This is a genomic window from Galbibacter sp. PAP.153, from assembly GCF_037029175.1.
Classification (GTDB): Bacteria; Bacteroidota; Bacteroidia; order Flavobacteriales; family Flavobacteriaceae; genus Galbibacter; species Galbibacter pacificus.
On record NZ_JAZEUN010000009.1, the window covers coordinates 32,033 to 48,194 of the forward strand.

A 16,162-nucleotide genomic window follows, 5' to 3' on the forward strand; every position below is an offset into this window, starting at 1 on the left:
GTAATTTAATTAATATCTTAGGCATACTAATTAATCAAATATTTATATCATGAAAAAAGTTGTCATTTCAGGGGCATTAGCTATGTCCATACTATGCTCAAGCTGTTTAGGTTCTTTTAGTGCTTTTAATGGTTTAAAAGACTGGAATCAGGGGATTTCGGGAAACAAGTTTGTGAACAACCTTGTTTTTTGGGCATTGTGGATCGTACCGGTTTATGAAATATTCATGTTGGGAGATTTAATCATTTTCAACGTCATTGAGTTTTGGACGGGCTCCAACCCAATTGCAATGAAAGAAGGTGAAAAAGAGACCCAGGTTGTCGAAAAAGATGGAAACACTTATAAAATGACGGCAACTAAAAACAGAATGCAAATAGCCATTATAGCAGGTCCTAGAAAAGGGGAGAAAGTAGACTTGGTATACAAGCCGGACCAAAAATCGTGGAGTGCAATTAAGCCAAACGGCGAGGTTATCGAACTGGCTTCTTTTAAAGATGGTTTCTATGTGGTAAACCTTCCTAACGGAGAAAAAGTACAAATAGACCCAACAATGCCAAGAGATGAAGCGGTTGCTTACTTAAAAGAAAAGATAGCTTGCGATTATAGCGATGCTATGCTTGCTTCATCAGAAGAATAAATATTCATACCATATAATTTTAAAGAGAGGTAAAAGTAATGTTACCTCTCTTTTTTTATTCTGTAATGGGTGTGTCAATACAGTGCTCCGGAATTCCATAGCCATCTACCAACGTGTTTACATGGGGCCTTAATTCCGTGCATAGGCGTTCCACACGTTTTCTTATGGCTTTGGACTTATTGCCGCTTATGTACCCCCGTTCCAAATACCAACTTGCGTTTTCTTGAATCTCGCTTAAAGCAAACAGGGCCCCGATTTTATTGAACAAAAATCGGTTTTTTTCATCTTCTATCGTATCGGCAAAATTGTTGAACCCTAAATAACACAATTCTTCTGCATAAGCACCTCCAAGTGCAACCAGATGCGTTTGTACTTTTAGGAAAGCCTGATAAGACGGCATGCCCTTTTTAATGTATTTCTGTATTCTGGAAGCCGCAGAAAAAGTGAGTCTCCGCCTTCTGTATTCCAATGCCTCTTTATGAAATTCGGGGTCGAACAGATGCTCTTTGTCAGTTTTATTAGTAAATATGGGGTTGAAGGTAGTCAATCGATCGGATAATTGCGCTCCAACATATTTTAAAACATCCATGAAACTGTCACTGTTAAATTCGGTCTTAAAATCGGTTAAAAGCCCCTTGGCCGCCAATTGTATCAGTACAGTGTTGTCTCCTTCAAAAGTGGTAAAAATATCGACATCGCCTTTTATGTTGGCGATTTTGTTTTCAAGCAAATATCCTTTTCCGCCACAAGCTTCCCTGCATTCCTGAATGGTTTGATTGGAAAACCATGTTATCCCGGCCTTAAGTGCTGCGGCCTGGGTCTCTATTTCCCTTCGTTCGTTTTCATTTGATACAGAATAATCTTCTATCAGTTTGGCCAAGGCAAAATGGTATACATATGTTTTTGCAATTGGTTTAATAAGCCTTAGCTGATGCGTTGGGTAATCCATGATTAAATCTTCCTGAAGCTTTTCGCTGCTGTTAAATTGCCTTCTTCTCAATGCATATTTAACGGCAATGGCCAATGCTTTTTTAGCGCCGCTCAGGGCGCCCTTGGCTACACAGATTCTTCCGCCTACCAAAGTGCCGAGCATGGTAAAAAAGCGTTTGTTGGGATTTTCAATAGGAGAAGTGTATACGCCATTTTCATTAATGTCTCCAAACTTGTTCAATAAATTTTCCCTTGGCACGGCAACGTTGCTAAACCATATTTTCCCATTGTCAACGCCATTCAAGCCAAGTTTATACCCATTGTCTTCAATACGTACTCCCGGCATTAAGGCTCCTTTTTTATCCCGGACCGGAACTAAAATAGCATGTACGCCATGATTGGTACCATCTACAATAAGTTGTGCAAAAACGGTTGCCATGGTAGCGTGGAGTGCATTGCCAATATATTCTTTATTATCGTCTTTTCCGGGGGTGTCTATTACAATACTGTCGGTTTCCTTAACATAAGTTGCGGTGGTTTTTACTCCGCGTACATTCGAGCCATGACGAGTCTCGGTCATGGCGAAACAACCCAAAAGCGTAGCATTTCCGGCTTCTGTTAAATAGCTGTCATGATGCTTTTTTGTTCCGAGGTTATATATGCTTCCGCCAAAGAGCCCAAATTGTACGCCAAACTTTATGGTAAGGCTCCCGTCAACATACATTAAATTTTCAAAAACACTGGCATAGGCCGGCATGTTGCCAATCCCGCCATATTCTGGATCATAGGCCATGGCACCATATCCTTCTTTTGCCAAGTTTTCGACCTGTGCGAGCACCTTGGCCCTAAAAATGTCTTTGTCCCTTATAATATCCCAATGAAAAGTGTCGCTGCTTATTTTTTTTCTAAACCGGTCTACTTCTTTGGCATAAGTCCCTTTGAAAAAAGAGTCGATTTCTTTAGCTGAATAAAAAGAAGACGAACTTACGGCCTCTATCTTTACGTTGAATAAATGGTGGTAATGGTTTGGCTGGATCCCCAAATTAATTTCAATAAACTTCAGGCTTTCGTCTACATTTTTAACGCTTTGGCTGTTTGAAGCCATCCGCATGCTAAAATAGGTAAGCGGGTATGGATCGCTTTCCACAAGTTTTACTTCGGCTTCATCTATCATTTTCTTCCAAGTTACCATAATTTCATCCGATGGGTTATTGGCATCGATCCAGCTTGTCAGCGAACGTTTTTCGTCTTGCGATAGTGTATCTTTGTCCAGCCCTTTTTTAAAAATGGATACTTCGGAAGGAGAAACAAGGTCGTCTGACCAAATAACATATAAAAAAGGGATGTACTTTAAAACGTTTGTAGTGTATTCTGTAGTTTTCATTTAATGAAGGATTTAATGCCATTTTTAGGAGAAACAAATTACAAATTTTAAAAGAGAAAGGATGGATTTTAACCAATTTATAACTTGCAGGAGCATTCGTCGTTGATAGTTGCTTTTATTTTATCTTTGTAATCTATGAATGAATATTTAGACCCAACAGGCGAGCATTTCTCACCAGAAGAAGTAGATATCGAAAAAGCGTTGAGGCCTTTAAGCTTTAACGATTTTGCGGGCCAGGAGCAGGTGCTGGAAAACTTAATTGTATTTGTCCAAGCGGCCAATTTAAGGTCGGAGGCCCTAGACCATACCTTGTTTCACGGTCCGCCGGGCCTGGGAAAGACCACTTTGGCGCATATCCTGGCCAACGAATTGGGTGTTGGTATAAAAGTAACCTCTGGCCCGGTACTGGACAAACCGGGCGACTTGGCGGGGCTGCTTACCAATTTAGAAGAACGCGACGTACTTTTTATTGATGAAATTCATAGATTGAGCCCCATTGTAGAAGAGTATTTGTATTCGGCCATGGAAGATTATAAAATAGATATCATGATTGAGAGTGGCCCCAATGCACGAACCGTACAGATTAACCTTAATCCGTTTACATTAATTGGGGCCACCACGCGTTCAGGCTTGTTAACAGCCCCTATGCGGGCACGGTTTGGCATTAGTAGCCGTTTGCAATATTATACAACCGAACTGTTAGCGGATATTGTTCAGCGGAGCGCGCAAATTTTAAAGGTCCCCATTTCTATGGAAGCCGCTATTGAAATTGCCGGTCGTAGCCGTGGTACACCGCGTATTGCCAATGCGCTATTGCGCAGGATCCGTGATTTTGCGCAGATTAAGGGAAATGGAAACATCGATATGGAAATATCCCGATTTGGGTTGAAGGCGCTAAATGTAGATGCTTTTGGTTTGGATGAAATGGACAATAAAATTCTCACGACCATTATCGATAAATTTAAGGGTGGCCCTGTGGGGATTACCACGTTGGCAACAGCGGTGTCGGAAAGTGCAGAAACCATAGAAGAAGTATACGAGCCCTTTTTGATTCAGCAAGGTTTTATTATGCGGACCCCGCGAGGCAGGGAAGTAACCGAACTGGCTTATAAACATTTGGGAAGAAACAAAGGTGGGGTTCAAGGAGGTTTGTTTTAATGGCAGGAAAAGAAACATACACACAACTTATCAAGGCCGAAGCCAAACGCCTCGGTTTTTTGTCATGTGGAATCTCTAAAGCCGATTTTCTGGGAGAAGAAGCACCGAGACTTGAAAAATGGCTGCACAATAACATGCACGGGGAAATGCATTATATGGAAAACCATTTTGACAAAAGATTGGACCCGAGAAAACTGGTTGAAGGTTCAAAATCGGTTATTTCATTATTGCTGAATTATTTCCCGGCAGAAACACAAAAAGACCCCAATGCCCCTAAAATTTCAAAATACGCCTACGGAACCGATTATCATTTTGTAATTAAAGACAAGTTGAAGCAGCTGCTACAATTTATGCAAGAAGAAATAGGCGAAGTTGGAGGAAGGGCTTTTGTAGATTCGGCACCGGTACTCGATAAGGCCTGGGCTGCCAAAAGTGGTCTGGGATGGATTGGAAAAAACAGTAATTTGCTATCCAAACAAGTAGGCTCTTTTTTCTTTATTGCCGAGTTGATTGTTGATATAGAATTGGAGTACGACATGCCCGTAACCGATCATTGCGGGAGCTGCACCGCATGTATTGACGCCTGCCCCACCGAAGCAATTACAGAACCCTATGTGGTAGACGGCAGTAAGTGCATTTCGTATTTTACCATTGAACTAAAAGATCAAATACCAAATGAGTTCTCCGGAAAGCTCGATAATTGGATGTTTGGTTGCGATGTTTGCCAAGACGTATGCCCATGGAACCGATTTTCCAAACCGCATAACGAACCGCTTTTTAAACCACATCCCGAGTTGCTTTCCATGACCAAAAAGGACTGGGAAGAAATTACACAAGAAGTTTTTAGCGGAATTTTTAAAAAATCGGCAGTCAAGCGCACTAAATTTTCTGGCTTAAAGCGAAATCTTGAGTTCTTGAAAGCCGGTAAGCCGCTAAATTCAAACTAAAACTTTTAACCGTTTTTAATAAGTTAAATGTAAATATGTTTCAATTGTTTGCGCCGGGCTCCATGCCATATAAAAAAACAAAAAACATTTCACTTTAGAGATATCCTATTAGAGCAAGATTCTTATACCTTTGTAGTTTATTTGTAAAGTTTCATTGAATGATTTTTTGAGACCTAATTTTATATATGAATGTTTGAAAGTTCCAATAGAAAAAACAGAAATATGAGTAAGGAAAGCCGAAGAAGGGAAGCCTTAGTATATCATGCAAAACCGCAGCCTGGAAAAATAAAGATTGTTCCAACCAAACGCTATTCCACTCAACGCGATTTGGCATTGGCATATTCGCCCGGTGTAGCAGAACCTTGCCTGGAAATAGCAAAAGATACAGATAATGCATATAAATACACCACGAAGGGTAACTTGGTGGCGGTAATTACCAATGGAACAGCTGTTTTAGGGCTTGGCGATATAGGTCCAGAAGCCTCCAAGCCAGTAATGGAAGGAAAGGGTCTGTTGTTTAAGATTTTTGCCGATATCGATGGAATAGATATTGAACTCGATACCAAAGACGTAGATAAATTTATTGAAACGGTAAAAACCATAGCTCCAACTTTTGGAGGGATTAACTTAGAAGATATTAAAGCTCCGGAAGCTTTTGAAATTGAGCGCAGGTTGAAAGAAGAACTGGACATTCCGGTAATGCACGACGATCAGCACGGAACCGCTATCATTTCTGCGGCGGCCCTTTTAAATGCATTGGAACTGACCAAAAAGAAAATTGAAAAAGTAAAAATTGTTATCAGTGGTGCCGGTGCCGCGGCAGTTTCATGTACACGTTTATATAAAGCATTTGGTGCAAAAGCCGAAAATATTGTAATGCTCGACAGTAAAGGTGTAATCCGCAAGGACCGCGAAAATCTTTCAAAAGAGAAATTGGAATTTGCTTCCGATAGGAAAATAGATACACTGGAAGAAGCCATGAAAAATGCCGATGTGTTCATTGGCTTGTCAATAGCAAATATTGTATCGCCAAAAATGCTCGAATCCATGACCAAAAACCCAATAGTTTTTGCAATGGCAAATCCAGATCCGGAAATAGATTACGAGCTGGCCATGAAAACCCGCAAGGACATTATTATGGCCACGGGAAGGTCCGATCATCCCAACCAGGTAAACAACGTACTAGGTTTTCCGTTTATTTTTAGGGGCGCTCTGGATGTGCGCGCCACAAAAATAAACGAAGCCATGAAAATGGCCGCTGTAAAAGCCTTGGCAGAATTGGCCAAAGAAGCCGTTCCCGAACAAGTGAACATTGCTTATGGCGAAACCAAATTAAATTTTGGAAGGGAATATATTATACCAAAACCCTTCGACCCTAGATTAATTGCGGCCGTACCCCCTGCAGTAGCAAAAGCAGCCATAGAAAGTGGCGTGGCAAAAGCACCCATTGAAGATTGGGGGAAATATGAAGAAGAGCTATTGCAACGTTTAGGAAACGATAACAAGTTAGTACGATTACTGCACAGCAGGGCAAAAACCAACCCTAAAAAAGTGGTATTTGCAGAGGCAGACCATTTAGACATCCTCAAGGCGGCTCAAATAGTTCTGGAAGAAGGCATTGCAGAGCCCATACTTTTAGGCCATAGGGAAACCATAATCGAGTTGATGAACGAAATCGATTTTGAAGCCGATGTTACCATTATTGATACCAAAAATGACGATTGCAATGAGAGGAAAAATCAATACGCCGAAAAATACTGGCAAGCCAGAAAACGGCATGGTGTAACATTATATGATGCCCAGAAAAAAATGAGGGAACGCAACTATTTTGCGGCCATGATGGTTAACGAAGGCGATGCAGATTGCCTGATTTCGGGATATTCAAGGGCTTACCCAACTGTAGTTAGGCCTATGTTGGAACTTATAGGTAAGGCAAGTGGTGTAACAAAAGTAGCGGCCATGAACCTCATGATAACCGAACGCGGCCCCATGTTTTTGTCTGATACGTCCATTAATATAGACCCAACGGCCAAAGAACTTGCCAAAATTGCGCAGATGACTGCTACTGCTGCAAAAATGTTTGGTATCGAGCCAGTTATTGCAATGCTTTCATACGCAAATTTTGGATCTTCAAAAGACGAAAAGGCTACTAAGGTAGGAGATGCCGTAGCATATCTGCACCGTCATTATCCCGATATTATTGTGGATGGGGAACTGCAATCGGATTTTGCACTGAACAAAGAAATGCTTCAAAGTAAGTTTCCTTTTTCAAAATTGGCAGGAAAGAAGGTAAACACACTTATTTTCCCAAATCTAGATTCGGCCAACATCACCTATAAACTAATGAAGGAGCTTAATCAGGCCGATTCTATTGGCCCTATTCTATTGGGAATGAAAAAACCTGTCCATATTCTACAATTAGGGGCAGGAGTAGAAGAAATTGTAAACATGGCTGCGGTGGCAGTGGTAGATGCCCAAGAGAAAGAAAAAAAACAAAAAGCAATTTAGTAATTTTTTTTCTATATAAGATGGTTGATTAATGCTTCAAGTGTAAATAAATTTATTACATTTGAAGCATTAACGTTTTATTAAGAATGATTACACAAATTAGCGGAAGGCTTATTGAGAAAAACCCGACAGATGTGGTTGTCGAGTGCAATGGTGTTGGTTATGAGGTACATATCTCATTGTATACCTATTCTAAAATAATTTCTGATGAGAATATTAAACTGTATACACACCTTCTTATTAGAGAAGATTCTCATACGTTATTTGGTTTTTTTGATAAGGGAGAGCGAGAAATTTTTAGATTATTAATCTCTGTTTCCGGTATCGGGGCAAGCACTGCCAGAACAATGTTGAGTTCTTTGGAGCCACTTCAGGTAAGGGACGCCATAGCCTCTAATGATGTAGCTACGATTCAATCCATAAAAGGAATCGGGGCAAAAACAGCACAAAGAGTTATAATCGACTTGAAGGATAAAATCGTTAAAATATATAATATTGATGAAATTTTAACATCTGTTAACAATACTTATAAAGGTGAAGCGTTATCAGCATTAGAGGTTTTAGGTTTTTCCAGAAAACAAGCCGAAAAGGTGGTGGATAAAATTGTAAAAACCGACCCTAACCTAAGTGTTGAAGATATAATAAAGAATGCCCTTAAAAATTTGTAATTGGCTTGAAAACTACTACATGTCCTAAATTAATGAACAAGAGGCTTAAGGCTATTTTACTTTTATGTAGCTTGCTTATTAGCATAACCGCTTTTTCTCAAGAAGAATCAGAGCGACAGCAAGATTCTACTCAAACTGGTGTTGCCCTAGGGAAAATAAAGCTTCAAGACCCGGAAAGTATTTCCTCAAAATATACCTACGATCCGGTAACCGATAAATATATTTTTACAGAAACCATTGGCGATTACGATATTTCGTACCCAGTAATTTTAACCCCGGAAGAATATGAGAAACTTGTTCTAAAAGAGCAAATGAAAGATTATTTCAAAGAAAAAATAGATGCAGTTTCCGGGAAAGAAGGTACAGAGGAGGCGCAAAAAAATTTGCTCCCCAGTTTTTATGTAAATTCAAATTTCTTCGAAAGTATTTTTGGCGGGAACACTATTGAGGTCATCCCTCAAGGTTCGGTGGCGATGGATTTGGGAGTGCGGTTTCAAAAAAATGACAACCCTGCATTATCCCCCAGAAACCGAAGCAACATCTCTTTTGATTTTGACCAAAGGATAAGCTTGAGCTTATTGGGTAAAGTGGGTACTCGGCTTTCCATTAATGCCAATTACGATACCGAAGCCACTTTCGATTTTCAAAACCTGATAAAACTGGAATATACTCCTAATGAAGACGACATTATCCAAAAAATTGAAGTAGGTAACGTTAGCATGCCATTAAACAGTACGCTAATCAATGGGGCTCAAAGTTTATTTGGGGTGAAAACCGAATTAAAATTTGGAAAGACAACCGTTACAGGTGTCTTTTCAGAGCAGCGATCGCAAAGCAGGAGCGTAACCGCACAAGGAGACGGAACAGTAAACGAATTTGAAATACTGGCACTTGATTACGACGAGGACAGGCACTTCTTTTTGTCTCAATTTTTTAGGGACCAATACGATCAGGCACTTGAAAGTTATCCGTTTATCCGTAGCCAAGTACAAATAACCCGAATAGAAGTATGGGTCACCAATAGGGCGCAACGCACCGATAATGTAAGGAATGTGGTTGCTTTGCAGGATTTGGGCGAGCCAACCCCAGAAAACACAAGAATTAATCAAAATGCCCCTCCAGGATTTTTTGGTACCGTAAACAACTTGCCCCGTAACGGTGCCAATGCATACGACCCTTTTAACATTGGTGGAGCCGGTTCTGCATTGACGCAATCAATAAGGGATATTGCAACGGTGCAGCAGGGATTTAACGTTCCCGGGTACAACCCTAGTCAGGGGTTTGATTACTCCATACTTGAGAATGCCAGAAAACTGGAATCGGGCAGGGAATACCAACTGGACACACAATTGGGGTATATTTCATTAAACCAGCGGCTTAGCAACGACGAGGTGCTGGCAGTGGCTTTTCAGTATACCTACCAAGGACAGGTTTATCAAGTGGGGGAATTTGCCAATGATGGGGTAAACGCCACAGAATTTGAAGAAAACAATGGTGTGGTGACACAGGTAAATCCGCAGGCATTGGTATTAAAAATGCTAAAAAGTAATATTACCAATGTTTCCGATCCTGTTTGGGACTTGATGATGAAAAATATATATTCTACAGGAGCCTTTCAACTTTCGCAAGAAGATTTTAGGCTTAACATCTTATATACAGACCCTTCGCCAATAAATTACATAACCCCGGTAGATGAAGCCACTTGGCCACAAGGTTTGGAAGAAAGAATATTATTGGACGTGTTTAATTTTGATCGGTTAAACGTATACAACGATCCGCAAAGTGGCGGCGATGGTTTTTTTGATTTTTTGCCGGGAATTACCGTAGACACACAAAATGGATTGATTAAGTTCACAAAAGTAGAGCCTTTCGGAGAATATTTATATGATGTGCTTGGAGACGACTCCAATTACGATGACCCTAATTACACGCCAAATAACGATAACCAAGCCAAATATGTATACCGAAATATGTATAAACTTACCAAGGCTGCTTCTTTGGAAAATGCCGAGAAAAACAAGTTTGTACTTAAGGGACGATACAAGGCTCAAAGCTCTGGTGGAATTCCATTGGGTGCATTTAATGTGCCAAGAGGGTCGGTACGGGTAACAGCCGGTGGTAGGGTACTCCAAGAAGGAATAGATTATACGGTAAATTATCAAGCGGGAACGGTTCAGATTCTGGACGAAAGCCTTCGGGCATCCAATACACCCATTGAAGTCTCAGTAGAAAATAATGCCGTTTTTGGTCAGCAAACAAGAAGGTTCTCCGGTGTACACGTGGAGCATCAGTTTAACGAGAACTTTATGTTAGGGGGTACTTTTTTAAACATGAGCGAGCGACCGCTAACGCAAAAAGCCAATTTTGGAGTAGAGCCCGTTAACAATACTATTTTGGGAATAAACGGAAATTACTCCAAAGAAATCCCGTTTTTTACAAGATTGGTCAATAAATTGCCTAGTATCGATACCGATGTAGCATCAAACCTTTCCATAAGAGGAGATTTTGCATATTTAATTCCGGGTTCTCCAAAAAGTTCCGATTTCGATGGGGAAACCACTTCTTACCTAGACGATTTCGAAGGAGCTCAGGCGTTTATAGATATCCGGTCTTCATTGGCATGGACACTGGCGAGTGCGCCAATTGGTTATGGAGGAGAAATAGAAAACGATAATGTGGCATCAAGGGGAAAACGCGCTAAAATGGCCTGGTATACCATAGATCCTATTTTTTATAGCAACCAAAGACCAGGTGGCGTTACCGAAGACGATATATCAACAAACCAGACACGTCGTATTTTTATAGATGAAATTTTTCCGCAACAAGATGTAGCACAAGGCCAAACCCTTGTTCAGCCTACTTTGGACATTGCTTATTACCCGGAAGAAAAAGGGCCGTATAACGATAATGGAAGTTTTGAAAGTTTGGCAGACCAAGACCGGTGGGGCGGTATTATGCGCTCGGTAAGCAGTACCAATTTTGAACAGTCTAATGTGGAATTTATCCAGTTTTGGATGCTCGACCCTTATTATCAAGATGGGCCATTGCCCGGGCAAGGCGGAGATTTGGTTTTCAATTTGGGAAATATAAATGAAGACATCCTCAAAGATGGTAGAAAACAATACGAAAATGGATTGCCTTTAGATAGTAATCCGGCTTTAGTGAACACGACCGAATTTGGTAAGGTGCCTTCAACACAATCGCTTGTATATGCTTTTGATGCCAATACTTCCAACAGAGATACACAAGATGCCGGTTTTGATGGATTACTCGATGCCGAAGAAGCTTCGTTTTATAACAACCCGGGGCCCGATCCTGCTTTGGATAATTATCAGTTTTACCTAGAGGCCACCGGAAGTATTTTAAATAGATATTACAATTATAACAATCCGCAAGGGAACTCTCCCGTACAGGTAGGAAACACAAACAGGGGCTCCACTACATTGCCCGATGTGGAAGATATAGACAGAGACCTAACCATGAATACCGTGGACAGCTATTTTCAATACCGTATTCCTATTCACCCCAACATACAGCGTACAGATACATATGTTACCGATATCCGTGAAGTTGATGTGGAAACGCCCAATAATGATAGCTATCGGGTTCGATGGATACAATTTAAAGTGCCAATTGATGAATATGAAGAAGCCATAGGCGGTATTACGGATATTCGATCCGTTAGCTTTATGAGAATGTTCCTAACTGGATTTAGCAACCCGGTAGTACTTCGTTTTGGTACCCTAGACCTTGTAAGAGGAGACTGGAGAAATTATTCAAGCAGCTTGCAGCCCGAAGACGATCCAGACCCGAATGACGATGGGACATTTGTGGATGTCAATACAGTGAACATTCAGGAAAACGAACAACGTGAGCCAATACCGTACAGATTACCTCCCGGTGTAGTTCGAGAACAACTAAACAATAATAATACCATCATCAGGCAAAACGAACAATCGCTGTCTTTTGCAGTGTGCGATTTGGAGCCGGAAGATTCCAGGGGCGTTTTTAAAAACATTAATATTGATGTAAGGCAGTACAAACGTATTAAAATGTTTGTTCATGCCGAACAATACGAAACCACTCCGGTTAGCGATGGGGACTTGGTTGCCTTTTTAAGGTTGGGGACAGATTTTACCGAGAATTATTATCAGGTGGAGGTACCTTTGCAAATAACCCCGCCCGGAACAACCGATCCAGAAACCATTTGGCCGGATATAAACAACATCGACCTGCCCCTGTCCTTGCTTTCAAAAATAAAGGCGCAGGGAATAAACGATGGTACATTGCAGGATGTAACTTATTACGACGGAGACGGAAATGTAATTGATGAATTTGCGCCAAGGGAACTTGGGCAAATGCGTGTGGCAGTAAAAGGGAACCCGAGCCTTGGTAATATCCGTGCGGCAATGGTCGGGGTAAAAAACCCGAGCACCGTTGTGGGGGACAATGTCTGTGGAGAGGTTTGGTTTAACGAACTGCGCTTGGCAGAACTCGACAATAACGGTGGATGGGCCGCTGTTGCCGCAATGGATTTAAATTTAGCCGATTTTGCCAACATTTCCGCTACCGGAAACATGAGCACCTCCGGTTTTGGAAATATAGACCAGACTCCCAACGAACGCAGCCGGGAAGATGTAAGGGGATATGCACTTAATACCAATGTTAATCTAGGGCAGTTATTGCCAAAACAATGGGGGATTCAATTGCCCATGAATTATAGCGTTTCAGAAGAATTGATTACCCCTGAATTCGATCCGCTTTATCAGGATATAAAACTGGAAGATAGGCTTGATGCCGCAGAAACTCCGGAGCAGGAAGACCGCATAAGAAATCAATCGGAAGATTATACCAAAAGGAAAAGCATCAACTTTATTGGAGTAAGAAAAAACAGGGGTGCCGAACAAAAGCCCAAAGTATACGACATTGAAAACTTTACCTTGAATTTTGCATACAATCAGGTTGAACACCGGGATTTTGAGGTAGAAAACTTTAAAGACCAAAATGTCAGGACAGGTTTTCTGTACAATCATAATTTTCAGCCTGTGGAAGTGATTCCGTTAAAAAATGCAGATTCCGTTCTTAAAAGTAAATATTGGAATTGGTTAAAAGAATTCAATTTTAACCTATTGCCCACAAGCGTTTCCATAAATTCAAATTACACAAGAACGCTCAACCGTCAATCGTTCAGGCAGGTATTCGAAGCGGGCGACACGTCAGATTTTCTTAGCTTACCCGAGGTACAGCAACGAAACTATATGTTCGACTGGCAATATGCCGTAAATTACAACCTGACAAAATCACTTCAATTTAACTTTACGGCTTCCAACAACAGCATCATAAAAAATTATTTTGATGTTGACGAAAATGGCGATGAAGTGGTGAATCCCGATCTGGCCCTGTGGAACGATTTCTGGAACGTGGGAGACCCGAACAGGCATGCACAACAATTGCAGATAAATTACGACATTCCTTTTGACAAAATTCCATTCCTCAGCTTTTTAAGCGGAACCTATGCCTATACGGGAGATTTCGATTGGCAGCGGGGCAGCGACGTGCTTAATGACATAGCCGGAGAAAATTTAAATACCATTCAAAATGCAAATACCCATAACCTTAATGGGGCATTGACCATGGATAAACTATATAGCTATATTGGGTTGACCAGAAAAAGCGGCAATGGTGGGGAGCAGTCCTCAAGAGGGGCATTGCCTATAGCCGACCCCGATGGCAAGCCACAAGAGGAGGATAAGAAAGATAAGAAATACGGGGCTTACAACACATTTATCGATTTGGCAACCATGGTGAAACGTATTAATGTGAGTTACTCCAGCAACAGCGGAAAGGTATTGCCGGGATATACAGAATCTATTGGTTTCCTTGGAACATTGCGCCCATCTTGGGGGTTTGTTTTTGGTAGCCAGGCAGACGTTCGTTTTGCTGCGGCACAAAAAGGGTGGTTAACAACCTTTCCAGAGTTCAACCAGCAATACATGTCAAGAGAGGCCACACAGTTAAATGTTTCGGCAAGTCTACAACCGTTTAAGGACTTGACAATCGATTTGGTGGCCGATCGGCAATATTCCGAATCGTACGCAGAGAATTATAAAATTGAAGATATAAATGCAGACGGAGTTTTGGATTATAATGCGCTTATTCAAAATCAGTACGGCGATTTTTCTATCTCCACCATTATGATAGGAACTGCTTTTGATGCAGCCAAAGAAGCATCATCAGAAACATTCGACAAGTTTAGTGAAAACAGGATAATCGTGGCGCAGCGCTTGGCAGGCGAAGCAGAAAACCCCAATGCGGCGGAATATCCCGAAGGTTATGGGCCAACCAACCAAGCTGTATTGTTGCCTGCTTTTTATGCGGCTTACACAGGGCAGAGTGCCAGCTCGGTTTCCTTGAAAGCCTTTAGGGATACCCCTTTGCCCAACTGGACGGCCAAATACACAGGTTTAATGAGGTTGCAGTGGTTTAAGGATAATTTCAGGCGTTTTTCATTAGGCCACGGGTACCGTTCAAGCTATAGTATAAACAGTTTTAGGTCGAATCTCGATTATGGCCAAGGAAGCCAATTCGATCAGGCGGGGAATTATAAAAACGAAATTTTATATACCAACGTAACCCTGGTGGAACAGTTCAACCCACTATTGCGAGTAGATTTTGAAATGAACAACTCGGTGAGCATTTTAGCAGAAATGAGAAAAGACAGGGCCCTGTCTTTAAGTTTCGACAACAACCTGCTTACCGAAATGTCGGGCAAAGAATATGTAGTTGGATTGGGGTACAGAATTCCCGATCTCCGGTTTGTCACCAATATTGGCGGAAGACGAACCGTATTGAAAGGAGATTTAAATTTAAAGGCAGACCTGTCGCTCAGAGACAATATAACCGTTATACGGAACCTCGATATAAACACCAATCAGGTCACTGCCGGGCAGAACATTTGGGCATTGAAGTTTACGGCAGATTATGCCTTGACCAAGAATTTAACAACCCTGTTCTTTTACGACCATACGTTTTCAGAGTTCAAGGTTTCTACGGCATTTCCGCAAACCACTATCCGTACAGGATTTACCCTGCGGTATAATTTTGGAAATTAACACCTTTTCTGTTTGAAATCAATCCTATAAAGAATTACATTTGTCCAGCTAATAAATTAATCTTTTATATCTTATGAATATTCCTTCAGAATTAAAATACACAAAAGACCACGAATGGGTTAAGATCGAAGGGGATGTAGCAACTGTAGGCGTTACGGACTTTGCACAAAGCGAATTGGGCGATATTGTTTATGTAGAAGTGGAAACCGTTGACGAGACCCTTGAAAGAGAAGAGGTTTTTGGTACCGTAGAAGCAGTAAAAACCGTTTCAGACCTGTTTTTGCCCCTTTCTGGCGAAATAATCGAGTTCAATGAATCTCTTGAAGACGAGCCCGAAAAAGTAAATACCGATCCTTACGGTGAAGGATGGATGATAAAAATTAAAATTTCCGATACATCAGAAATAGACGATTTGTTAAGCGATGCCGATTATAAAGAATTTGTTGGCGCTTCATAAAAACACATATCTTTTTTTGGCCGTAAGCTGGTTATGCCTCATTACTTTGGCAAGTTTGGTTTCTGTTAAGGTTGTACAGGAAGTAGAACATGGAATAGAGGTCCCGGATAAATTGGTACACGGGGTTTTTTACTTTGTGAACACCCTGCTTTTTTTCCTCTATTTTAATAAAAGCCAAATTAAAAATGCCATCGTTAAAGTTTCGCTGTTTTCTTTTGTATATGGTATAATTATTGAGGTATTACAATACGTACTTCCATATGAAAGATCTTTCGATTTGAAAGATATTATAGCAAATTCAGTGGGAATTTTAACAGCTATCTTTTTGATAAAGTACGCTTTAATCACCAGATTGCGTTAA

General features: G+C 41.0%; 9 protein-coding genes. 8 read left to right on the forward strand and 1 reads right to left on the reverse strand.

Features of this window, described 5'->3' with window-relative positions; all coding sequences use genetic code 11:
* The first annotated feature begins 49 nt into the window (after positions 1-49).
* Entirely contained in the window at positions 50-637 is a 588-nt protein-coding gene (locus tag UXI14_RS07285) for a DUF3332 domain-containing protein (RefSeq protein WP_335965575.1), read from the forward strand.
* A 55-nt stretch (positions 638-692) separates the two neighbouring features.
* Here the strand turns inward: UXI14_RS07285 and UXI14_RS07290 are convergent, their stop codons facing one another.
* Positions 693-2,951 carry an acyl-CoA dehydrogenase gene (locus UXI14_RS07290; protein WP_335965576.1) on the reverse strand — a complete coding sequence of 753 codons (2,259 nt, stop codon included), beginning with the start codon at positions 2,949-2,951 and terminating at the stop codon, positions 693-695.
* A 135-nt stretch (positions 2,952-3,086) separates the two neighbouring features.
* Between UXI14_RS07290 and ruvB the strand changes: the two genes are divergently transcribed.
* The 7 genes from ruvB to UXI14_RS07325 all read left to right on the forward strand — a co-directional run bounded on the left by ruvB (position 3,087) and on the right by UXI14_RS07325 (position 16,162).
* Positions 3,087-4,109: a Holliday junction branch migration DNA helicase RuvB gene (gene ruvB / locus UXI14_RS07295; protein ID WP_335965577.1), complete on the forward strand. Its 1,023-nt coding sequence runs from the start codon at positions 3,087-3,089 to the stop codon at positions 4,107-4,109.
* Entirely contained in the window at positions 4,109-5,056 is a 948-nt protein-coding gene (queG, locus tag UXI14_RS07300) for a tRNA epoxyqueuosine(34) reductase QueG (protein WP_335965578.1), read from the forward strand. The genes ruvB and queG overlap by 1 nt, the downstream gene beginning before the upstream one ends.
* Positions 5,057-5,278: 222 nt before the next feature.
* On the forward strand, positions 5,279-7,564 hold the full coding sequence (locus tag UXI14_RS07305) for an NADP-dependent malic enzyme (RefSeq protein ID WP_335965579.1): 2,286 nt from the start codon (positions 5,279-5,281) through the stop codon (positions 7,562-7,564).
* Positions 7,565-7,650: 86 nt separating this feature from the next.
* Positions 7,651-8,232, forward strand: a complete 582-nt coding sequence (gene ruvA, locus UXI14_RS07310) for a Holliday junction branch migration protein RuvA (protein WP_335965580.1) — start codon at positions 7,651-7,653, stop codon at positions 8,230-8,232.
* Between the two features lie 5 nt (positions 8,233-8,237).
* Positions 8,238-15,344 carry a cell surface protein SprA gene (gene sprA / locus UXI14_RS07315; RefSeq protein ID WP_335965581.1) on the forward strand — a complete coding sequence of 2,369 codons (7,107 nt, stop codon included), beginning with the start codon at positions 8,238-8,240 and terminating at the stop codon, positions 15,342-15,344.
* Positions 15,345-15,417: 73 nt separating this feature from the next.
* On the forward strand, positions 15,418-15,801 hold the full coding sequence (gene gcvH / locus UXI14_RS07320) for a glycine cleavage system protein GcvH (RefSeq protein WP_335965582.1): 384 nt from the start codon (positions 15,418-15,420) through the stop codon (positions 15,799-15,801).
* Complete coding sequence (locus UXI14_RS07325) at positions 15,767-16,162, forward strand: VanZ family protein (protein WP_335965583.1); 396 nt, start codon at positions 15,767-15,769, stop codon at positions 16,160-16,162. The genes gcvH and UXI14_RS07325 overlap by 35 nt, the downstream gene beginning before the upstream one ends.